Origin of the sequence: Magnetofaba australis IT-1 (assembly GCF_002109495.1) — a bacterium.
Taxonomy (GTDB): domain Bacteria; phylum Pseudomonadota; class Magnetococcia; order Magnetococcales; family Magnetococcaceae; genus Magnetofaba; species Magnetofaba australis.
In genome coordinates, this window is sequence record NZ_LVJN01000020.1 from 421,216 (window position 1) to 441,159 (window position 19,944).

The window sequence follows — 19,944 nt, forward strand, 5'->3', positions numbered from 1 at the left end:
ACGCCCAGGGGGTGGGCGTGGCCGTGCGGGGCGTGTATGATAAAGCGCATTTGTGTTCGCTTATTGTGCATTCACTGAATTGTGATCGAGTCTGAAACCGCCATGTCCGACCCCCAATCCCTGCTTCCCGCCGACGGGATCCTCTGCCCGGAGTGCGACTTGCCGCAACGGCTGCCGCCGCTGACGGCGGATGCGGCGGCGTTGTGCCCGCGCTGCGGCGCCACGCTCTATCGCGGGCAGCCGGAGGGGATGCGCCGGGCGCTGGCCTGCTCATTGGCGGGATTGCTGCTGTTCCCGGCGGCCATGTTCGCCCCGTTCATGACTCTGGACGTGGGGGGGCGCATAAGTCGCGGCGCCATCGTCGACGGAGTGGCGGCCATGGCCCATGAGGAGATGTGGATCGTCGCCGTGTTGGTGCTGATTACCGGCACGCTGGCGCCGCTGGCGATGCTGCTGGGGGAGACCTATCTGCTGTTGGCGATCCGCTGGAAGCGCGTGCCGCCGTGGGGCGGGCGCCTGTTTCGTTGGCTGCGCTTTCTGAGCCGTTGGAGCATGATGGAGGTCTACATGCTTGGGCTGCTGGTGGCGCTGGTCAAACTGGGCGATCTGGCGCAGGTGACGCCGGAGGCGGGGTTGTTCGCATTTGGCGGCCTGGTGGCCATGAGCGCGGCCTCGGCAGCGGCGTTGGAGCCGCGCGATGTGTGGGCGCACATGCCCCTGCGCGCGCTGCAGGACGCCTCCGCCTCGGACGCCGCCGCCGCTGCGCTGGAGGCGACCTCATGAGTATCGGGCCGCGCGCATTGGATGCGGGCGTGATCCAGTGTCACGACTGCCATCTGCCCGCGTCGCTGGAGCGCAGCGGAGAGCCCTGTCCGCGCTGTGGCGCCACTCTGCATCCGCGCAAGGTCGCCGGGACCACCCGCGCCTGGGCGCTGCTGATAACCGCCGCCATCTTCTATATCCCCTCCAACGTCCTGCCCATCATGACCGTTATTCAGATGGGCCGCGGCGAACCCGACACCATCATGAGCGGCGTGATCAAGCTCTATGCCCACGGCATGTGGCCGCTGGCGCTGATCGTATTCGTCGCCAGCATTCTGGTGCCGCTGTTCAAACTGGCGGCGCTGTCGTGGATTCTCTACGCCACGCAACGCGGCTCGGCGCAGCGGTTGCGCACCCGCGCACAGATGTATCGCGTGACCGAATTCATCGGTCGCTGGTCCATGGTGGACATCTTTGTCATCGCCATTCTCACCGCCCTGGTGGAGCTGGGCGCCATCGCCTTGATTGAGCCGGGCCCGGCGGCGATCTTCTTTGGCGCGGTGGTGGTGTTCACCATGTTGGCGGCGGAGAGTTTCGATCCTCGTTTGATGTGGGATGTCGCATCCCAATCGGAGTCCAAGCATGACTGAAGAGCAAACGCCGCTTGCCCAAGCCCAAACGCGTAAAAAGCGTGGGCTGTCGCTGGTGTGGATTCTGCCGCTGACGGCGGCGTTGGTGGTGGGGTGGCTGGCCTTGGACGCCTGGCTGTCGCGCGGGCCAGAGATCCTCATCACCTTCAAGAACGCCCAAGGGCTGGTGGCGGGCAAGACTCCCATCAAGTACAAACAGGTGCAGATGGGGGTGGTGGAGAAGGTGACCCTGGCGGAGGATCTGAGCCAAGTCACCGTCACCGCGCGCATGCGCAAACAGGTGGCTGGCCATCTGACCAGCGGCGCGCGCTTCTGGGTGGTGCGTCCGCAACTTTCCATCAAGGAGGTCTCCGGCCTGGACACCCTGGTCTCCGGCGTCTATATCGCCATGGCGCCGGGCAAGGGCGATCTGACTCGTCGTTTCACCGCACAGGAGAAGGCGCCCGCCATCGCCCCCGATCAGCCGGGGCGCAGCTTCACCCTCACCACGCCGGATCTGGGTTCGTTGCAGGTGGGCTCGCCGGTCTACTACCGGGGCTTGGATGTGGGGCAAGTGGTGGACTACCAACTCAATCAGCAACGCACCGGGGTGAATGTGCGCATCTACGTCAATGCGCCGCACCACTACCGGGTGCGGAAAAATAGCCGGTTTTGGAACGTCAGCGGCATCAATGTCTCGGTCGGGGCCGACGGCATGCGCGTCAATACCCAGTCGCTGCAATCGTTGCTGGCGGGGGGCGTTGCTTTTGACGCGCCGGAGACCAGCCTGGACGACTCCGCTCCGGCGGAGGCGGAGCGCGTGTTTCGTCTCTACGCCAACCGGGATCAGATCGAAGAGCGCGCGTATGATCTGAAGGTCCACGCCGTGGCCTATTTCGATGGCTCGGTGCGTGGTTTGAAAGTGGGCGCGCCGGTGGAGTTTCGCGGCATTCGCGTCGGGCGGGTGGTGGATATCCGCCTCGATTACGACAAGGAGTCGGGACGCTTTCACATTCCGGTATTGTTGGAGATCGAACCTGAGCGTCTGGCCGACCGTGAGCACCTGCCCGCCGATCGCAATCTGATCCTCAAACAGATGGTGGCGCAGGGGCTGCGCGCGCAGTTGATCAGCGGCAATCTGCTCACTGGGCAGTTGCTGGTGGATCTGGATATGCGCCCGGAGACGGCGGTGCGGCTTTCGGGATTGCAGAGTCGTTATCTGGAGATGCCCACGCTACCGTCGGAGTTTGCCGAGATCACCGAGTCGGTGCGCACCCTGCTCAATCAGTTCAAGCAGCTGCCCATCGCCGAAATCGGCCAGGAGGCGCTGCAGACCGCTAAAGGCGTCAACAAGCTGGTCAACGATCCCAATCTGCAGGGGATCGCCAAGAGTCTGAACGACACTCTGGCCTCCTGGTCGGCGGTGGCCAAAGCGTTTGAGGGTAAGGCGGATCCGGTGTCGCAGGAGATTCTGGCCGCCTCCAAGGAGGTCACCGGCACCCTCAAACAGGTGACCGCGACCCTGGCGACGGTGGAGGATCTGGTGGCGCCCGATTCGGCGCTGCAGTTCCAGTTGGTGGAGACTCTCAAGCAGTTGTCCGAAGCGGCGCGGGCGGCGCGCTCGCTGGCGACGACGTTGGATCGTAATCCGCAATCGCTGCTGTTTGGCAATCAGGAGAGACGGTGATGGGCGCACTTTGGCGTATGCGCATGGGCGTGGTGATGGCTGGGCTGCTGCTGGGCGGCTGTACGGTGGGACCGGAGCCGGTGGTGGAGGAGCGATTCGCCACCTTGCGCGCGGTGGAGCCGTGGCCGCAGCGCGAACTCTCCCAGGAGGGGGTGGCGCTGCTGGTGATGCCGCTGCAACTGCCGCCCTACTTGAACCGTCCCGAGCGGGTGGTGGAGGTGGGCGAGTATGGCCATCGGCTGGTGACCCGCACCCGCTGGAGCGAACCGTTGGAGTCGCTCACCACACGGGTTTTGGAGACCAATCTGAGCCGCTTGCTGGATTCGGCGCGGGTGATGCGGCCGACGCCGGGCAGTCGTAGCAAACCCCAGTGGGTGCTGGATGCCCGGGTGTTGCGTTTTGACCGCGCCGAAGCGGGCGATGTGGTGCTGGAGGCGCGTTGGCGTCTGCTCACCGGCGCCCAACGCAAGGAGCTGGTGACCCGCTGGACCCGTTATGAAGAGCCGGTGGAGGGGTGGGGCGGACAAGCCACGGAGGCGGCCATGAGTCAGGCGTTGGGTGCGTTTGCGCGCGATATCGCCGAGGTCATTAAGGGATTTGAGCCTGCGCGCTCTAGTCGCTAGCATCCAAAAGTGAACATATGGGCGCTGGAAGATATCGAGGGCTACGCCCTCGAGCTCCCAAGATCAAATCCAAATCGTAGGCTCTGGCCACACCCGCTGGGGGCGCGGCCCCCAGACCCCGCCGCCGACCTGTCGGCGGCCAATAGTCAACTCCAGCCGGGCCTGTGTCACGCAAATATTGAGTGTTTGGATGTGTGTCATTCTGAATTCAAGCGACTATAGATGAGATGCGCGCGCCAGTCTGGTTGCGCTCTTGCGACCAGCGGCGCCAGTCGCCGTGGGCGATGGGTCGTGCGTCGGGGAACAGATCCAGCGGTTGATTGAACCAGTAGACCCACGCTGCCGAGTGGGCGGGGTGGTCGATGGGCGTCCAGCGGCGGACGAACAGCCCTTCTGCGGGGGCGTCGATGGGGAAGCCTTCGTACTCATCCAGAACGGGCAGATCCTGCGCCGGGCGCTGCGCCAGGAAGAGTTCGGCGCGGGTGCATGAGGCGCTATCTGCCGCCGAGGGCAGCAGGCCGGGGTAGGGACCCAGATCCCACAATGCGCCGCCGATGGCGCACGCGCCCAACGGCGTCAGGGCGTTACCCAAGCCGAGTCGCTCCAGCGCGCCCACCCCGGGCATCAATGTGCCATACAGGGCCAGCAGCGCTGGGCGCTGGGGCGATTCGTTCAACAATTCAGGCATGGGGCTTAGAACACAATGCCCCAGTTTTCCGGCGCCATCTGTGAATATTCGGTCTCACTGCCGCCTGCGGCGGAGGCGATGATGCGCGTATTGCCCGTGGCCTTGGCCTTGTAAGCCCACAGCGAACCCTCCAAAGTGCGTGAGCCGGTGACTTCGGCTTCGGCGTTGGGGGCGTAGATGCGCATCATCACGCCATCGCTGGAGCCCTCAATCTCCACTTTGTCGCCTGCGCTGATGACGCGGATCTGGTCGGCGCTGGCGACGTTGTCAAAGCGTCCGGAGCCGCTGATTTTCATCTCGTCGGTCAGATAGAGGCGCAGAGAGGCGTTGTTGGTCAGATTAATCCGACCCGCGCCCTCCAGCTTGAACTCGCCCCCTTGCACCAGCAGATGATAGACGCCCGGGCCCTGGAACTCCTGGGTGGCGCTCCCTTTTACCTGAAACTTATCGGCGATATAGAAGTAGTTGGGATCGGTGAAGGGAGCGGGAGCAGGCCAATCGCGGGCCACGTAGTTGCCCAAATTCGCATCCTGCAGGCCTGCTTGTGTGCGCGCATCGGCGATCATCTGCAGCGGTTCAAACGGGGTGCAGTCAGCATCGGTGGTCGCCGGGGTCTGGTTCTCCAGCACGGTTCCGGTGATGTACTGATACCACTTGCTGCCTTTGATCTCGCCGGTGGTGGTGACGTTGCCGTCGATTACGCTGGAGCCGGTCACTTTGACCTCATCGGCGCCCGGACCGGTCACGGCCAGATTACCAAAGATACGCGAATTGCCTTCCACAGAGACCGATGCGCCGGAGCCCAGCGCCCACACGCTGGCTTGTAGCTGGTCGCGGTAGCCGTAATGGTCATGCCCGCCATGGCCGTGATGCCCATGTCCATGTCCGTGGTGTCCATGACGCCCACGGTCGTGATCCCCATGGTGGCCATGATGACCATGACCTTCGCCGCCCTCGCCATCCTGCTCCTCATCGGATTGCGCCAGAATCTGGCTGGAGCCGGTCACTTTCAACTCTTTACAGACGGTGATGTCGCTCCAGGTGGGGTCGGGATCGTCCAGCGCGTCGCAGCGCACCTGTTCGGTGAGGGTGCGCAGCGCCGCGCCGTTGGCGTCATAGGCGGTGGCGGTGAGCAGCAATCCCTGTTGCGGTTGGCCCGGGACCACCGCCGTCAACGCAGCGGTCAGAAGGCCATCGTCGGAGGCGTAGGTGGCCTCCTGACACAGCTGCACGTCATTCACCTGCTTGAGCAGCCGCTCGATGGCGCCATCGGCGTTGTAAAGCGCCTGCGCGGCTTGATGCCGCATCACGCTGGCGTCGCTGGCGTCGGTGCGGATCTGCATCATCAAGCCCGCCAATGAGCCGCCGACCAGAACCGCCAGCGCCGCCATCATGGCGGAACCGCGTTGCCGCTGTTGGCGGGAGGAAAGGGACAGTTGGGCGTTCATGACGCTCTCCTACGTAAAGTGCGGGTAGATGGTGTTGCGCAGGGTGAAACGCACGTCGCCATTGACGATCTCCATGCTGAACTGGATGTTGCTGACCGTCGCAGGATCAGCGGTGTCGTAGACGAACTGGAGATTCTCCACCCCATCGGCCAACACGCCGGTGGATCCGTCACGATCCACCATCAACTGGCTGCCGTCCAGATAGTAGCGAAACACGCTGCCATTATAGCCGATGGTGAGTTCATCGGCGTGGCTGATGTCCATCACCGCCGGGTTGCGCTCGGCGTCGCGCAGCTCCAACGAGATGCGCTGCATCGCAATGTAGCCTTCGCGCAGGGCGTTATCCATCTGTTCGGACAGCATATAACCACGTGCTAAAGTATTGAATAGCGGCGCCACCGCCACGCCCACCAAACCCAGGATGGCGATGGCGATGACCATCTCCATCAGGGTAAAACCTAAGACTCTGAAATTCCGTCGCGGGTTCATCGTTTTCCCCGGTTTGGCGTCAGCGGCAGAAGCGCAAACTGAGCGCGGTGATCACGGAGCCTGTGGCGGCGTTGCTGACGCTCACCGTGGCCAGCTTGCCGTCGGTGGCGGCGCCGCCGCAGAAGCCGTCGGTGTCGTCGGTCAGGGTCACGCTGCGATTGAATTGCGCAAACGGCGCCGTCATGGGCGTCTCATCGGGGTAGTTGGCGGCGGCGACCCACGCATCGAAGTCGGCGCTGCTGCTGCCCCGGTCATGGTTGATCTGCTCCAGCTTCTCTTCCGCCAGGAACTGGGTTTGCAGCTGCTCCTTGGGCAGGTTGAGGTCCTTCATCACATTGTCGTGCACCACGAACAGCCCGGTGAGCACGATGGCCAGCGTCACCATGGTGATGATGGTCTCAATCAGGGTGAAGCCCTGTTGCGCGGCGCAGCGGGCGCGCGGATGACAGTGCGCGCTCATGGTGTGCTCTCCATTGGGTAGCCGGTGACCATATTGATGCTGATTTCGGTGACGACGCCGGAATCATCTTTGGTGACGGTGATGGGGTTGGCGCCGGTGAGCGTGGGCTCGCCGATGGAGTTGTAGCGCAGATCAAAACTGCTGATGGAGTAGCCAGTGAGCGTCACCGCGTCGGCGTTGGAGCCGCTGTCGCACTGCATCTGATAGCTGTCGGTGGTGAGCTGTTTGATATGGCACAGGCCGCCAAAGGTCATGGATCGCGCCTGGGTCTTGCGAATGTCGCGCGTTAAGCGCGAGGGTCCTTGCCCGCCGGTATCGTCAGTGGCGAGGTATTTGGTGGAAATGGTGGCGGCCAGGATGCCGAGGATGGCGATCACCACGATGGATTCCATCAGGGTGAAACCAGCCATGCGGCGACTGGCGGCCCGGCGGAGGAGTCTGCGATCACGCACCGTTCGAGCGCCTTTCATCGCCAGCGAGCGCACACGCGGGGCGCATGCGGTCAGTGAGGCGGTCGGGGCGGGCGCGAGGCCCGCCCCGAGGAGTCAAGCTGCTAGCCGATCAGGCGTGGCTTACTGATACGCCGTGATGGTGCTCAAAGAAGCCGCCGAGGTGCCGGTCTCCGCCGTGATGGACGTGGTTTCGGCGTCCGGCAGAGTGATAGTGCCGCCGGTGCAGGTGGTGTTGTCGGGCCACGCGCCGCCTTCCAGATAGGCCACCATGGAGTCGCAGTCGGTGATGTACTGGTCGTCGCCGGCGGTGGTGCCGGAGGCGCTCAGGCTGGCCGCGCGGTGCTTGGCGAAGGCGATGTTGGCGGTGGATTTCAGCGCGCCATAGATGTTCTTGGAGCTGGCGGTCTTGGCGTCGCCGGAGACGTCCAGGAACTTGGGCGCGGCCACCGCGGCGAGGATGCCGAGGATCACGATCACCATGATCAATTCCATCATGGTGAAGCCGCCTTCACGGGTCTGTTTGTTGCTCTTGAGGTCGATTTTACTGCGGATGAATTTCAACATGGTTCTTCTCCTGGTTTCGGGCCGCGGCCCGAGGGTGATGGAGTGGAGGCGCGCTGTCGGACCAACACAGGCCGCAGCCTGTGGTTGGCGCAGAGCGACTCCAGAGTGGAGTGACGCGCATGGTCGAGTTCGGAACATCCGCGCACGGAGATTCACAGTGAACACGAAGCACATACGGCGCCACCCGCAATCATTATACCGTATGCCAAGGCGGACAGCAGTAAAAATCGCGTCGGGGCGGGGAATCCCTACTCCGGCGTGCTGAGCGTGCTGATGGTCGCGGCGTTGCTCACACTCTCCTCCTGGGTGATTTTTGCCTTGCGGCCATCCTCAAAGGTGAGGTTTTTGCCGTTGCATTTGACTTCATCAGGCATGCCGCCCTGCAGATAGATCTCCAGCGATTGGCAGTTCTTGATGAACGTGGCGTCGCCGGAGCCTGATGCGCTCAACTGCGCGGCGCGATGGGCCTGATAGGCGATCTGTGCGGCGGCGACGATGGCGTGGTAGTGGTTATTCACGCGCGCCTCCACCGCTTCGCTGGTGGTGTCAAGAAATTTAGGGACCGCCACGGACGCGAGAATGGCGATGATGGCGATCACCATGATCAGCTCAAACAGGGTCATGCCTGCTTGGCGTCGCGCGCATGGAGAGAGATCAATAGACATGGAACACCCACCGATAGAGCAGGAGACAGGCGCCGAGGCCGCCCACCAACATGATGAACCCCGCCAAGCGCACATGACGCTGAATGGCGCCGTGGAGATCGCGACGCATACGCGCCAAAGTGGACTTTACCGGCGCCAGGGAGACTGGCTCATTGAGCCACTGCTCCAGACGTTTGAGTGTTGAGGGGCGGGCGAACACCACCACCCCCAAACAGGCGCTGGCGCACGCCACGGAGAAGAGAAACAGAAACCCGGTGCGCCAGACGATGGTCTGCCACAGCATGGGGAAGGCGTCGACTTGACGAATGGCGGGGGGCAGACGCCAGATGATAAACAGCCCGCCCAGCAGCATCAGCGCGCCAAAGGCGCGATGGTGGCGATAGACGGTGCGTTCAATGTAGATGGGAGTGAACAGCCAACTGAGCGCCTCGCGCGGGGAGGCTGTCAGCAGCGTGTGTCGACGGGGGCCGAAAAAGAGGAAAAAGGCCCCCGATCCCGCGGCGATGGCGCACAGGACAAAAAGGATCGCCAAGAGTGATTGCGTTAGCGACATGCTTAATGCTTCGCTCCCTGGCCCATATCCCACATCGGCACGAAGATGCCCAGCGCCAGCAGGGTCACCAGCATGCCGATGAACAGCAGCATGATCGGTTCGATGGCCGAACTGAGCGCCTTGATGTCATACTCTACCTCACGTTCGTAGTACTCCGACACCTCAGTCATCATTTCGTCCATCTGGCCGGTCTCATCGCCCACTGCAATCATCTGCATGACCAAAGGGGTGAACAGGCCGGTGTTGAACGCCGCCTGGGGCACCGATTCGCCGCGTTCGATGCCGCGGCGCATCTCGTGGATGCGCTCGCCCACATAGGCGTTGTCCACCGCGCCGGCCACGGACTTGAGGGTCTCCTGCAGGGGCAGCCCGGAGCGGATGCCCATGGCGAAGGAGCGCGCAAAGCGGGAGATGGTGGCGCGATTGATGATGGCCCCCACCAGCGGCAGGCGCAGCTTGGTCTTGTCCCACCACAGGCGCCCTTTGGGGGTGCGCAGGAAGTAGATGACGCCGCCGATGCTCCCTGCGGTTCCCAACAGCAGCAGCGGCCAGAAGTCCTGCACGAAGCGCGACGAGGCCAGCAGAATGCGGGTGGTGATGGGCAGCTCCATGCCCGATTTTTTGAAGAACTCCTCAAATGCGGGAATAACGAACAGATTGATGATCACCAGCGCCACCGCCTTGAAGGTGAGCACAAACGCCGGATAGCGCAGCGCGCTTTTGATCTTCTTGGCGGTCTCGCGCTCGGTCTCCATATAGTGGAAGATCTGTCCGAATGCGCCCTCCAGGTTGCCGGTCTCCTCGCCGATGGTCACCATCTTGATGTAGATCTCGGGGAAGATGCGCGGATGCTGCGCCATGGCCGCCTGCAGGCTCTGGCCCGACTCCAGCTCTTGCGTGATGTCGCCCAGGGCGTCGGCCAGGCGCTTGTTGCTGGCGCTCTCGCGCAGCCCGTGAATGGCGCGCAGAATGGGGATGCCCGCCCGCGCCAGGGATTGCAGCTGGCGGGTGAACAGCAGGATATCCTCGGTGGTGGGCCAGCCGCCGCCCAGTATCTCCCCCAAACCGCCGCCGCTGGCGCTGGCGCCCATGGTTTGCGGCGTGAGCTTGGTGGGGATGACGCCGCGTTCGCGCAGGCTCTGCACCGCCACGCTCTCATTGATGGCGTTGAAGGTGCCCGACACCGGCGCGCCGTCGCGGTTGCGCCCCTGATACTGGAATAGCGGCATCAGCCGTCTCCGCTATCGGAATCGGACGCCGACTCTTCCGGCGGCGTCGCCTCCGGCGAGGGGTGCTCCTCCTCATCGGCGTCGTCGCTCACCTGCGCATCCAGCGCCGCGCTGTGCAGGCGGATCGCTTCGGCCAGCGTGGTCACTCCCTGCTCGGCCAACGCTAGCGCCGACAGATGCAGGGGGCGGTAGTCGGGATCGTTATCGGCCACCTGCAGGCAGCGTTCAAAATCCTCTTTGCGCAGCGCCTCGGCGAAGGCGCCCTTGATCTCCAATAGCTCGGCCACCGCCAGCCGCCCCTGATAGCCGGTGTGGTGGCAGTTGTCGCAGCCCTGGCCCACGCGCCATTGCGGCTGTTTGGGCAGACCGCCGCGGCGCACCGCCTTGACCCAGTTCAGCTCCGACTCCTCCGGTTGCGCCGGGTGGGCGCAGGCCGAGCAGATGCGGCGGATCAGACGCTGCGCCAGCACGCCGCGCACCGAGGAGGCCACCAGGTAGCCCGGCGTGCCCATCTCCACCAGACGCACCGCCGCGCCCACGGCGTCGTTGGTGTGCAGGGTGGAGAGCACCAGGTGGCCGGTCAGCGCGGCGCGAATGGCGATCTCCGAGGTCTCCTTGTCGCGCATCTCGCCCACCAGCACCACATCGGGATCCTGGCGCAGAATGGAGCGCAGCACGGCGGCGAAGGTGAGGCCGATCTGGGCGTTGATCTGCACCTGATTGACCCGTTTGAGGCGATACTCCACCGGGTCTTCGGCGGTGATGATCTTGCGTTCGGGCTGATTGAGCTGATTGAGCGCCGCATACAAGGTGGTGGTTTTGCCGCTGCCGGTGGGACCGGTCACCAGTACGATGCCGTGGGGTGACTGAATCAGGCTGCGAAAGCGCGCCAGCACCAGTTCATCCAGGCCGGTCTGCTCCAGTTTGAGCATGCCCATGGATTGGTCCAGCACCCGCATCACCACCGATTCGCCATGGGTGATGGGCAGGGTGGAGACGCGCACGTCGATGCTGCGCCCGCCCACGGTCATGTTGAAACGACCATCCTGGGGGCGGCGTTTCTCCGAGATCTCCAGCCCCGCCATCAACTTGAGCTTGGAGATCAGCGCCGGGGCGATGTGATTTTCGCGGATCACCTGTTCATGCAGCATGCCGTCGATGCGCTGGCGGATGCGCAGCATCTCCTCGTCGGGCTCGATGTGGATGTCCGAGGCGCTGGTCTCCACGGCGTTCTGAAACAGCGATTGCAGAATCTTCACCACCGGCGCGTCGACCAGCTCTTCGGACTGCACCAGCGCCTGCAGGTCAAAGCGGCTGCGCGACACCTCCTGACCCAGCTCTTCGGCCAGATTCTGCAGCGATTCGGTTTTGCGGTAGAGCTTGTCGAGGGCGGCGATGAGGGCCATCTCGCTGACGATGGCGGGCAGCACGTTACCGCGCAGAATGCGACCGATCTCGTCCAGCGCGAACAGGTCGGAGGGGTCGGCCATGCCCACCACCACGCCATCCTTGCGCAGCGCCAGGGGCATGGCGCGGAAGCGGCGGGCGTTCTCTTCGGGGAGTTTGCGGGCGATGCTCTCATCCACCGCCAGGGCGCGCAGATCCACATAGGGGACGTTGAGTCGCTTGGAGAGGAAGCGCAGCAGCTCCGGTTCGGTGATGAAGCCCAGGCGCACCACGATGCGTCCCAGCACCTCGCCGCTCTTCTTCTGCTCGACCAGCGCCTCCTGCAACTGCTCGGGCTTGATCAGCTTCTGCGCCACCAGCAGATCACCCAGGCGGAAGCGGTTGCGCGCCGCTCCCAGCAACTCCTCGATTTGATCTTCGCTGACGTAGCCCAGGGTCACCAACGCTTCGCCCAGCTTGATGTCGCGCTTGTTCTGCAACTCCAGCGCCTGGCGCAGTTGCGTCTGCGTCACCAGTCCCGATTGCAGCAACTGATCGCCCAGACGGCTGCGCGGCTGCGCTGCGGTGGTGGTGGCGGGCGTGGTGGCGGGGGCGCTCATGGCGGGTCTTGCTGATCCAGGGCGGCCAGCCGACGCTGGGCGTACTGCAGCGCGCCGCCGCCTACGGTGGGGTTGGGCATGGAGAGCAGCGCCGCATAGGCTTTACGGGCGGCGGCTTGGGCGCCGCGCTTCTCTTCAGCCAGAGCCAAACCCAGCCACCAGCGCCCCTCCGGCGGGTGACTGCTGAGCAGCGTGCGGTAGAGGCGCGCTGCGCGCATGGGGCGCCCGGTGCGTTGGTAGATCGCCGCGAGTAAGCTGTAGTGGTTGGGGTGCTCGCTTGGATTGATGCGTTCGGAGCCCGCCAACAGCAGCGTGGCGCGGGAGGTTTGTCCCGTAGCCCAGAGGGCGCGGGCGTAGGCGAAGATGAGCGGCGGACTGGACTCGGCCATGTCGGTGTCGCTCTCCATCAACTGGCGCAGTTCGGCCCAGCGCTCCTGACGCAGCAGCAGGTCGGCCAGCGCCACCAGCGGCGCCTCCAGTTTGGGGTAGGCGGCGTGCAGTTTGCGCAGCCGGGCTTCGGCGGCCTCCACTCGGCCCGAGGCGATGGCCAGTTGCGCCTGCGCCACCTCATCCAGCGCCGGGGCGTCGCTGCTCAGGGCGATGTGAAACGGCTTCTCTGGCAGTTTGATGGCGACCTCATCCAGCGCCATGGGCGGCTCTTGGGCGCCGGGTTGGGGTTTGGCGCCGCCGCTCTGGCCGGAGAGGGCTTCGCGTCCGGCGGGCGCACCGCTTCCCGGTTGCAGGGTGGCGAGCATGCGCTGTAGGGGCTCGGGCAGCATTTGCGCCATCTGCGCAGGGACCGCCGCGCCTGGGTCCAAACCCGTCAGGGCGGGGCTGCGCCCGGCTGCGCGCGCCGCTCCATCGTGAGCGGCCGGGCGCGGTCCGCGCGGCGGATTGTGGGGCGTCGCCGCTTCATCCTGCATACGGCGCTGGGGCGGCGTGTCGCTGCTCTGGCGCGAAGCTGGCGACGCATCCATGGCGGTGATCAGCGCTGGCGAGGCCTGTGGCGCGATTGTCGGCTCGGCGCGCGTTGTCGGCGCGCTTGCGGGCGTTTGCGCCTGTGGCGCGGCGCCCACATGAATGGAGGTCACCTGCTGCGGCGCAGGCGCTGTGGCGTTGGCGGTGGGCGCGCTGTTGGATGGCGCAACCTGCTGTAGCGCCAGCAGCGCCTTGAAGTAGGGCGAGAACGCCAGCGTCAAGCCCGCGCCCAGACTCAGGCCGATAATCACCCCGGCCAGAATGCGGGTGGTGGGGGTGAGCGCCAGCGACCAGCGGAACAGCGCGCCGCGGAATGTCTGGCCGCCGTCGCGCGGCGCCTCCAACGGCGCGATGGCGGGGGTGTCCACGCCGCTGCTTTCGCGCCGTCGGCGCTCCAGATCGCGCAGCATGTCATTGATCAGGCTCATCCGGCCACGCCTTTCAGATACCACAGCGCCGCCGCCGAGCCGCAGCCCATCAGCGTCAGCAGGGTGGCGAACCAGCGCTTGCGCTGCTGGCTGCGCCAGTGGCGCACCTGCGGCAGGTGGCGCGAGTCGGCTTCGGCGCGGGCCACGCAGCGCACATCCACGCGCGCGGCGCCGCGGCCATAGGCCACCATCATCGCTTTATGACACAACACGTTGATCACCCGTGGATTGCCCTCGCTGATGGCGGCGATGCGGCTGATGGCGCCCGGGGTAAACAGATCCGCCCCGTTGCGTCCGGCGATGCGCACGCGGTGAGCCACATAGGCGCCCACTTCGGCGCGGGCGATGGGACGCAGCGCGTGGGCGAACATGATGCGTTGCGCCAACTGGCGCTTATCGAATTGGGCCACCTTCTGCGCCAGTTCCGGTTGGCCGAACAGCAGCACTTGCAGGGTCTTCTCTTTCTCGGTTTCCAGATTGGTCAGCAGTCGCAGCGCCTCCAGGCTCTCATCGGGCAGGGTTTGCGCCTCGTCCATGAACAGCAGCACCTGGCGCCCTTCGGCGCGCAGTTGGATCAGACGACGGTTGATGCGTCCCAGCAGCGAGGGGATGCCCTCCTGCGGCGCTTCCACCCCCAACTCTTCGGCCACGGATTTATACAGCTCCTCGGGGGAGACCATGGGGTTGGGCAGATAGAGGGAGGCGTGGAACGCATCCAAGCGATTGAGCAGCGCGCGGCACAGCAGGGTTTTGCCCGCGCCCGGCTCGCCGGTGACCATGACGAAGCCTTCGCCGTTGTTGATGGCCACAGCCAGCATCGACAGCGCCTCATGAAACCCCGAATCCAGAAAACAGAAGTCGGTGTCGGGGGTCAAGCTAAAGGGGGAGGCGGTCAGATGAAAATGGTTGAGGTAGGGCGCGCTCATGGCGACCTCTTGGGAGGCGCGCTGAAGCTCTGAATACGGTCGCGGGTTTGCTGAATGTCGCGGCGCCAGTTGAGCCCTTTGGGATCGATGATGGTGGGGCGCACCAGGATCACCAGTTCGCTCTTGCTCTTCTTCACGCTCTGATGTTTGAACAGATTGCCCAACAGGGGAATCTCGCTCAAGCCGGGCGCGCCATCATCGGATTTCTCCTCTGACGCCTGCATCAAGCCGCCGATCACCACGATCTCGCCGTTGCGCGCCCACACCATGGTGTCGCTCTCCCGCGAGGCGCTGGAGGCCAGGTCCAGATAGCCGGAGTTGAGCGAGGTGCGCTTGTTGGTGACCTCGGTGACGGTGGGGTGGATGTGCAGCATCACCGTGTCGTCATCGTTGATTTGCGGCGAGACATCCAGCGACACGCCGGAGAAGAACGGCGAGACCTCATAGGAGTAGCGGTCGTTGCCATTGGCGTCGGTCTCGATATCCACGCCGGTGATGTAGTACTCGTCGGAGCCCACTTTGATCACCGCCTTCTGATTGTTGAGCGTGGCGATGCGGGGGTTGGAGAGCACCGAGACCTCGCCCTGGCTGCGCAGAAACTCCAGGAAGGCGCCAAAATCGGTGAACGCAGCGGCCAGGGTGAAGGCGCCGCCGTAGCCGGTGTAGTAGGTGCTGGGGATGCCCGTCACATTGCTGGTGAAGTACTCGCCGGTGTAGAGCTGCGTGGAGGGGTTGTCCACCGAGATGTAGTCGCCGCCGCCGGTCTGCGCGGCGTTGATGCCGCCGGAGGTGAAGCGGCTCATGGTCGACCAGTTGATGCCGCTTTGGAACCCTTCGGAGAGTTCCACCTCCACCACTTTGGCCTCCAGGATCACCTGGCGCGTCAGGCTGCTTTTGATCTCATCCAAGAAGGATTCCAGCTGCGTCAGATCCTGCCGGTAGCCACGGGCCACCAACTTGCCGCTTTGGGGCATAAAGGTGAGGCTGCGTTCATTGAAGAGTTGATCGGAGCCCAGCTCTTGCTTGCTGGATTGGCTGGAGTTGTTGGGCTCTTTGCTCTGCGCATTGCCGCTCTGCAGTCCTTGCAGGGTGTCGGTGAGCGCGCCGAGGATCTGCCCGGCTTGGGCGTTGCCTTTGGCGCCGCCGCCCGCGTTGAGCGCGGCGGTTTGGGCCTGCTGCTTCTGCTCGGCTGCGCGGCGCTTTCTATCCTGCACCGACTGAATCAGGCTGTTGCTGGGGCGGCAGGCCAGGATGCGGTCGCTGTCGAACGCTTCGTTGCGCGAGGATTGCGCCTCCAGTCCCATCAGATTGCACAGGGTGAAGGCCAACTCCTGCCAGAAGTCGGAGCCGGACTCCGTCACCAGATTGGAGCCGGTCTTGTCGCTGCTGGTGGTGGTTCCGGTGTCGCCGCTGCTGCTGCTGGTGGAAAAACCGCTGCCGATGGTGACGTTGGTGGTGGAGGCGCCGCTGCGGCGGATATTGGGAAAGCCGATGTGATAGGTGCGCGAGATCAACTCCCGCGGGCGCACTTCAAACCCTTGCGCGGTTTGCGTACAGTCCAGCTCCAGGGTGCGGCAGATGGTCTCCACCCCTTCGGCCACGGTCACTTTGCGCAGGGTGAGGCTGATGCTCCCCTCCACGTCGGGGTGCAGCACCAGCCCATACTGGGTGCCCGCCACCAGGGCGCGCAACACCTGACGCACCGGCGCATCCTCCACGCTCAACTCAAAGCGGGGCTCGCTGTCGATGAGCGGCGGGGTGGGCGCGGGCGGCAGCAGATCGTACAACACCGCTTCCGGCGGCGCCTCGGCGGCGGCTTGGGCGTGGTCGCGGGCGTTTTTCCGCCCCAGCGCGCTATCCAGATGCTGGGTGACCGCTTTTAAGGGCGCGGTGTCTGGCTTGATGCGCGGCGTCTCCATGGCGCAGGCGGTCAGCAATGCGCAGAGACTCACGCTCAGGAGGCGACGCGACGGGCTCACGGCGGACCTCCCGCCGGGCGGAGGATGCGCCCCTGTTTCATGGCGGCAAAGCGCCCCTCGTCCTGGGTGAGACGAAATTCGCGCCCTTTCCAACTCAGCGTCACCGCGCCCTCGTCGATGGCGGCCACGCGCCAGTCCCCCAGCATCTGCCCCTCGGCCACATCGCGTCCGTTGATCACGGCGCTGCGCTGAGCCGGGCCAATGCGCACGGTGTCGATGCGCAGCGCCTGCTTGGCCTGCATCGCGGCCACGGCAAAGGCGGCCTCTTCGGCCAGTTGCGCAGCGGCGGCGGCCTCCTCTTCGGCGCTCTGCTCCTGCTGCATGACCTGAGGATTGTGGGGTGGGCGCGTGGGGTCGCCATCAAGCGCCCAGCTGGGCCGGGGGCTTAAAAGCGTCAATCCCACCACGCTCATCCACAGCGCATGGCCGACATGTGAGAGGTTAAGCACCCAAAAACTCCTGTTCCCGGCTAATTGCATAGACCACCATGACAATGCGCGCGCCGGGAAACTGATCGACCTTATAGTCTAGCTCGTCCCAGAACAGGGTCCAAGGCAGCGCCTCAATACGGCGCAGAAATTCTCGCGTATCGGCATAGGAGCCCTGGAACTCGATCTTCACCCCATGACGAAACACGCCGCTGGCTTTCTGCTGCTCCTGCGCCTGTGCGGCGCCATCGGCGCCCATGGCCATGCCGGTGGCCTGCATGGTGGCGGTAAGCAAACCGCCCAGACTCTTGGGTGTTCCATCGGGATTCAGCGCCCCGGTCAGGGCCTGTTGCGCCGACTGCGGCGTCGGGTTCGCTGAGGTCGCGGTGGCTGTTTTCCCAGGCTTGGCGGCGGGTTTGCCGTTGGCGAGCTGCGCCTCGGGCTTGGGCGGCGGGGTGAAGAAAATGGTCTCCGAAGGCAGCGCCTCCAGGTGGATCAGTTGCAGATTGTCCATGCGGTTGATCAGTTTCTGCAGCGCTTCGCGCATCAAGCGCGGGGTCACGGGGGTGGCCTCCAGCGCCGCCATGCGCTTGTCGATGCGCACAATCTCCGCCTGCATCTGCTCCAGGCGCTTGCGGTTGGCCAGGTCCGGGTCGAGTTTGGCGCGCGAGCGAATGCCGCTGGCCACCGCGCGTTGCAGATTGATCTTCTCCTGGGCCGCCAGACGGCGGGTTTCAAACGCCTCCTTGGCGCGCTCCATGGGCTCCAGAGCGGCGGCGTTGGCGCCAAACAGCAACACCGCCACGCCCGCGCCCAGCATCATGGCGCGTTCACGCGGCTGCTTGGCGTCCAGTTTAGCGGCCCAACTGGCCCAGTGCTTTTTCCAGTTCGCTTTCATCGAGCTCGTGGGTGCTGAGGGTGAAGTCAAAACGACCTTGCTGCTGGTCTTCAACTTTGAAAATGCGAAATAGCCGACCTTGAAAACTGGGTTTGTCGCTGAGCGACTCCAGGAAGCGGGGAATCTGGCTGGCCTGCAGGCTGTGACCGGCAAGACTCATCCGCGCGCCGCCCTGTTTGAGGCGAATGCGCGACAGCCACACCCCCTCCACCAGGTCTCGCCCCAGTTCGTCGAACAGCGCGGCAAAGCCGCCATTGACGCCGAGATTGCGCCCTTCAAACACCGACAGCAGCCCTTTGCGTTCCGTGATGCGCCGCTCCAAGTGGGCGATTTGACGCGCCAAAATCGGGTCGGGTTGCGGAATAGGGAACTGTTTTTCCAGCGCTTTGATGCGCCCATCCCAGGCGGCGGCCTCGGCTTCCAGTTGCGCAATCTGCTCGCTGCGCCAGCTCTCCCAGGCGTGTTCGCCGACAATGCTCAGCAGGCTTAGCGCAGCGCAGGCCAGCAGAATGGCGAGGATCCCGCGTCCGCTGGTGGGGCCGCGCTTGGGTTTGAAGCGATCGGCGTAGAGGTTGACCTTCTGCACCATGCTCAGCGCGCTCCCAACGCCGCGCCGATGGCGGGCAGTCCTCGCGCCAGGGCGCGGGTGGAGATCGCTTCGCCATTGGCCAGGTTGAGCCACACTTCCGGGGCGTACCATTTGATGCGCGCGCTCAGGCGGTCGGAGACCGCTTCGCGCAGGCCGGGAATCTCCATGCACGGCGGCAGAATGTAGAGGCTGGCCACCCCCTGACGGCGGAAGTAGCTCTCATAATAGTCCAAGGTGCGCTGCGCCTCGCGACAGATTTCGTCGAGGGCGGACGAGTCGCGCAGCAGGCGCTCCACTTCCGGCGTCCAGGGTTCTGGCGGCGGTTCATCCTGCGGCGCCAGCGCCAGCGACGCATCCTCCTGTTCGGCCTCTTCGCCCAGGTCCCAGCCGCTATCGAAAAAGTCCGGGGTCTCCAACGCCGGGGTATCGCCCCAAGACCAGCTCTCCAACGAGTCGGCGTCGGTGATCGCCTCCAGCGGCTCCTCCTGGCTCTCTTCGCCAGGCTGTTCGCTCTCAGGCTGCGCTGTGGGCTCGTGTGCGGGCGGCTCCTCACCCAGCAGCGCTTTGCGGTAGGCCTCATCGGCTTCTGCAGCGCTGTTGAGGGTCTCCAGTCCGCCCACGGATTCGGCGATGTCGGCCAGGCCGCTGGGGATGGGGCGCGACAGATAGAGCGCGTCGCCCACCACCACCATCAGCAGTCCATCGCGTAGCCCCAGGCGCAGCAGCGCCACGCCGTTTTCAATCTCCGGCAGATTGCGGGTCAGGTTGGCCAGGGCCAGATCCTCGATGTCGATGCGATCGAGTTTGACGGTGGCCTCTTCGGCCAGATCAATCAGCGGCAGGATGCGCTCTTGGGGCGCGGCGGCGACAAACACCATGTCGCCGCCCGCATGGCCGTCGGGCATATCGAACACGTCCACCACGGTGGTGAGGGGATCGCTCTCCAGCCGATCCTGGGCCAGCAGCGCCACGGCGTTGCGCAACTCTTGATCGGGCACCCCTTTGGGGCTTTCAAACGGGAACAGTTGATACGATCCGCTGGACAGCACCGCCACGGCGGGGCGTTTGCGCAGACGCGGATCGCGCAGCGCCGCCAGGGCGTCGGCGGTGAGGCGGCCATCCTGGCCGTAGGGGTGAAAATCGCACAGGTCCACGCGCGCCGGCTCCACGCTCAGATCCACAGCGGCCACGCTCAGTCCATCGCTCATCGCCGCCAACCCGACCCATAGCGGACTGTCCACGGCTTTTTTCATCCATGCGGAAAGCAGTTTCAAAAATCAACCCTCCGGCTCTGGGCCGCAGAGAATAGCGTGAGGAGCAGCCTCCCCGAGGACAAAATAATCCGACCATTGTATACTACGATATTGGCCTCAACCAAACCCCTTTCCTATGCAACGGCTCTTAAGAGCGCCTTTCACCATGGCGCCCTGCTGGCCCCAGCGCCGCTTTCGTCGTACTCGCTG

Annotated in this window: 21 protein-coding genes; 4 read left to right on the forward strand and 17 right to left on the reverse strand. The window is 64.6% G+C overall.

Features of this window, described 5'->3' with window-relative positions:
- Nucleotides 1-102 precede the first annotated feature (102 nt).
- From MAIT1_RS14130 to MAIT1_RS14145, 4 genes are read left to right on the forward strand one after another with little or no spacing between them, the layout of a single operon-like run.
- Nucleotides 103-783, forward strand: coding sequence for a paraquat-inducible protein A (locus tag MAIT1_RS14130; protein ID WP_085443965.1), 681 nt, complete (start codon nt 103-105; stop codon nt 781-783).
- Nucleotides 780-1,412: a paraquat-inducible protein A gene (locus MAIT1_RS14135; protein WP_085443966.1), complete on the forward strand. Its 633-nt coding sequence runs from the start codon at nt 780-782 to the stop codon at nt 1,410-1,412. The genes MAIT1_RS14130 and MAIT1_RS14135 overlap by 4 nt, the downstream gene beginning before the upstream one ends.
- Nucleotides 1,405-3,078 (forward strand): PqiB family protein, encoded by a 1,674-nt coding sequence (locus MAIT1_RS14140; protein ID WP_158089506.1) that lies wholly within the window; start codon nt 1,405-1,407, stop codon nt 3,076-3,078. Before MAIT1_RS14135 ends, MAIT1_RS14140 begins: the two co-directional genes overlap by 8 nt.
- Entirely contained in the window at nt 3,078-3,701 is a 624-nt protein-coding gene (locus tag MAIT1_RS14145) for a PqiC family protein (RefSeq protein WP_085443968.1), read from the forward strand. The genes MAIT1_RS14140 and MAIT1_RS14145 overlap by 1 nt, the downstream gene beginning before the upstream one ends.
- Before the next feature lie 208 nt (nt 3,702-3,909).
- Here the strand turns inward: MAIT1_RS14145 and MAIT1_RS14150 are convergent, their stop codons facing one another.
- From MAIT1_RS14150 to MAIT1_RS14230, 17 genes are all read right to left on the reverse strand, one after another.
- A complete protein-coding gene (locus tag MAIT1_RS14150) occupies nt 3,910-4,389 on the reverse strand; it encodes a gamma-glutamylcyclotransferase family protein (RefSeq protein WP_085443969.1) in 480 nt (159 codons plus the stop codon).
- 5 nt (nt 4,390-4,394) lie between these two features.
- Nucleotides 4,395-5,837, reverse strand: coding sequence for a DUF7305 domain-containing protein (locus MAIT1_RS21575; protein ID WP_143814856.1), 1,443 nt, complete (start codon nt 5,835-5,837; stop codon nt 4,395-4,397).
- Between the two features lie 9 nt (nt 5,838-5,846).
- Complete coding sequence (locus MAIT1_RS14160) at nt 5,847-6,326, reverse strand: PulJ/GspJ family protein (protein WP_085443970.1); 480 nt, start codon at nt 6,324-6,326, stop codon at nt 5,847-5,849.
- A gap of 19 nt (nt 6,327-6,345) precedes the next feature.
- The gene (locus tag MAIT1_RS14165; protein ID WP_085443971.1) at nt 6,346-6,786 is read right to left on the reverse strand and encodes a type IV pilus modification PilV family protein; all 441 of its coding nucleotides are present in this window, start codon (nt 6,784-6,786) and stop codon (nt 6,346-6,348) included.
- The gene (locus MAIT1_RS22535) at nt 6,783-7,238 is read right to left on the reverse strand and encodes a prepilin-type N-terminal cleavage/methylation domain-containing protein (RefSeq protein ID WP_158089508.1); all 456 of its coding nucleotides are present in this window, start codon (nt 7,236-7,238) and stop codon (nt 6,783-6,785) included. Before MAIT1_RS22535 ends, MAIT1_RS14165 begins: the two co-directional genes overlap by 4 nt.
- A gap of 120 nt (nt 7,239-7,358) precedes the next feature.
- The gene (locus tag MAIT1_RS14175) at nt 7,359-7,802 is read right to left on the reverse strand and encodes a pilus assembly FimT family protein (RefSeq protein ID WP_085443973.1); all 444 of its coding nucleotides are present in this window, start codon (nt 7,800-7,802) and stop codon (nt 7,359-7,361) included.
- A 248-nt stretch (nt 7,803-8,050) separates the two neighbouring features.
- Nucleotides 8,051-8,542 carry a type II secretion system protein gene (locus tag MAIT1_RS14180; RefSeq protein WP_085443974.1) on the reverse strand — a complete coding sequence of 164 codons (492 nt, stop codon included), beginning with the start codon at nt 8,540-8,542 and terminating at the stop codon, nt 8,051-8,053.
- Nucleotides 8,457-9,020 carry a hypothetical protein gene (locus MAIT1_RS14185; RefSeq protein WP_085443975.1) on the reverse strand — a complete coding sequence of 188 codons (564 nt, stop codon included), beginning with the start codon at nt 9,018-9,020 and terminating at the stop codon, nt 8,457-8,459. Before MAIT1_RS14185 ends, MAIT1_RS14180 begins: the two co-directional genes overlap by 86 nt.
- A 2-nt stretch (nt 9,021-9,022) precedes the next feature.
- A complete protein-coding gene (locus MAIT1_RS14190) occupies nt 9,023-10,249 on the reverse strand; it encodes a type II secretion system F family protein (RefSeq protein WP_085443976.1) in 1,227 nt (408 codons plus the stop codon).
- Nucleotides 10,249-12,255, reverse strand: a complete 2,007-nt coding sequence (locus tag MAIT1_RS14195) for a GspE/PulE family protein (RefSeq protein ID WP_085443977.1) — start codon at nt 12,253-12,255, stop codon at nt 10,249-10,251. Before MAIT1_RS14195 ends, MAIT1_RS14190 begins: the two co-directional genes overlap by 1 nt.
- On the reverse strand, nt 12,252-13,661 hold the full coding sequence (locus tag MAIT1_RS14200; RefSeq protein WP_085443978.1) for a tetratricopeptide repeat protein: 1,410 nt from the start codon (nt 13,659-13,661) through the stop codon (nt 12,252-12,254). Before MAIT1_RS14200 ends, MAIT1_RS14195 begins: the two co-directional genes overlap by 4 nt.
- Nucleotides 13,658-14,587: an ExeA family protein gene (locus MAIT1_RS14205; RefSeq protein ID WP_085443979.1), complete on the reverse strand. Its 930-nt coding sequence runs from the start codon at nt 14,585-14,587 to the stop codon at nt 13,658-13,660. The genes MAIT1_RS14200 and MAIT1_RS14205 overlap by 4 nt, the downstream gene beginning before the upstream one ends.
- Nucleotides 14,584-16,566, reverse strand: coding sequence for a type II secretion system protein GspD (locus MAIT1_RS14210; protein WP_085443980.1), 1,983 nt, complete (start codon nt 16,564-16,566; stop codon nt 14,584-14,586). The genes MAIT1_RS14205 and MAIT1_RS14210 overlap by 4 nt, the downstream gene beginning before the upstream one ends.
- The gene (locus MAIT1_RS14215; protein ID WP_158089509.1) at nt 16,563-17,015 is read right to left on the reverse strand and encodes a general secretion pathway protein GspB; all 453 of its coding nucleotides are present in this window, start codon (nt 17,013-17,015) and stop codon (nt 16,563-16,565) included. The genes MAIT1_RS14210 and MAIT1_RS14215 overlap by 4 nt, the downstream gene beginning before the upstream one ends.
- Nucleotides 17,008-17,892 (reverse strand): hypothetical protein, encoded by an 885-nt coding sequence (locus MAIT1_RS14220; RefSeq protein ID WP_085443982.1) that lies wholly within the window; start codon nt 17,890-17,892, stop codon nt 17,008-17,010. The genes MAIT1_RS14215 and MAIT1_RS14220 overlap by 8 nt, the downstream gene beginning before the upstream one ends.
- On the reverse strand, nt 17,849-18,481 hold the full coding sequence (locus MAIT1_RS14225) for a PilN domain-containing protein (protein WP_158089510.1): 633 nt from the start codon (nt 18,479-18,481) through the stop codon (nt 17,849-17,851). Before MAIT1_RS14225 ends, MAIT1_RS14220 begins: the two co-directional genes overlap by 44 nt.
- Nucleotides 18,482-18,483: 2 nt before the next feature.
- Entirely contained in the window at nt 18,484-19,722 is a 1,239-nt protein-coding gene (locus MAIT1_RS14230) for a hypothetical protein (protein WP_143814860.1), read from the reverse strand.
- Nucleotides 19,723-19,944 lie beyond the last annotated feature (222 nt).

Coding starts and splice junctions, on each gene's coding strand:
- MAIT1_RS14130 (WP_085443965.1), top strand. CDS start 103: ATGTCCGACCCCCAATCCCTGCTTCCCGCCGACGGGATCCTCTGCCCG.
- MAIT1_RS14135 (WP_085443966.1), top strand. CDS start 780: ATGAGTATCGGGCCGCGCGCATTGGATGCGGGCGTGATCCAGTGTCAC.
- MAIT1_RS14140 (WP_158089506.1), top strand. CDS start 1,405: ATGACTGAAGAGCAAACGCCGCTTGCCCAAGCCCAAACGCGTAAAAAG.
- MAIT1_RS14145 (WP_085443968.1), top strand. CDS start 3,078: ATGGGCGCACTTTGGCGTATGCGCATGGGCGTGGTGATGGCTGGGCTG.
- MAIT1_RS14150 (WP_085443969.1), bottom strand. CDS start 4,389: ATGCCTGAATTGTTGAACGAATCGCCCCAGCGCCCAGCGCTGCTGGCC.
- MAIT1_RS21575 (WP_143814856.1), bottom strand. CDS start 5,837: ATGAACGCCCAACTGTCCCTTTCCTCCCGCCAACAGCGGCAACGCGGT.
- MAIT1_RS14160 (WP_085443970.1), bottom strand. CDS start 6,326: ATGAACCCGCGACGGAATTTCAGAGTCTTAGGTTTTACCCTGATGGAG.
- MAIT1_RS14165 (WP_085443971.1), bottom strand. CDS start 6,786: ATGAGCGCGCACTGTCATCCGCGCGCCCGCTGCGCCGCGCAACAGGGC.
- MAIT1_RS14175 (WP_085443973.1), bottom strand. CDS start 7,802: ATGTTGAAATTCATCCGCAGTAAAATCGACCTCAAGAGCAACAAACAG.
- MAIT1_RS14180 (WP_085443974.1), bottom strand. CDS start 8,542: ATGTGCGCTTGGCGGGGTTCATCATGTTGGTGGGCGGCCTCGGCGCCT.
- MAIT1_RS14185 (WP_085443975.1), bottom strand. CDS start 9,020: ATGTCGCTAACGCAATCACTCTTGGCGATCCTTTTTGTCCTGTGCGCC.
- MAIT1_RS14190 (WP_085443976.1), bottom strand. CDS start 10,249: ATGCCGCTATTCCAGTATCAGGGGCGCAACCGCGACGGCGCGCCGGTG.
- MAIT1_RS14195 (WP_085443977.1), bottom strand. CDS start 12,255: ATGAGCGCCCCCGCCACCACGCCCGCCACCACCACCGCAGCGCAGCCG.
- MAIT1_RS14200 (WP_085443978.1), bottom strand. CDS start 13,661: ATGAGCCTGATCAATGACATGCTGCGCGATCTGGAGCGCCGACGGCGC.
- MAIT1_RS14205 (WP_085443979.1), bottom strand. CDS start 14,587: ATGAGCGCGCCCTACCTCAACCATTTTCATCTGACCGCCTCCCCCTTT.
- MAIT1_RS14220 (WP_085443982.1), bottom strand. CDS start 17,892: ATGAAAGCGAACTGGAAAAAGCACTGGGCCAGTTGGGCCGCTAAACTG.
- MAIT1_RS14225 (WP_158089510.1), bottom strand. CDS start 18,481: ATGGTGCAGAAGGTCAACCTCTACGCCGATCGCTTCAAACCCAAGCGC.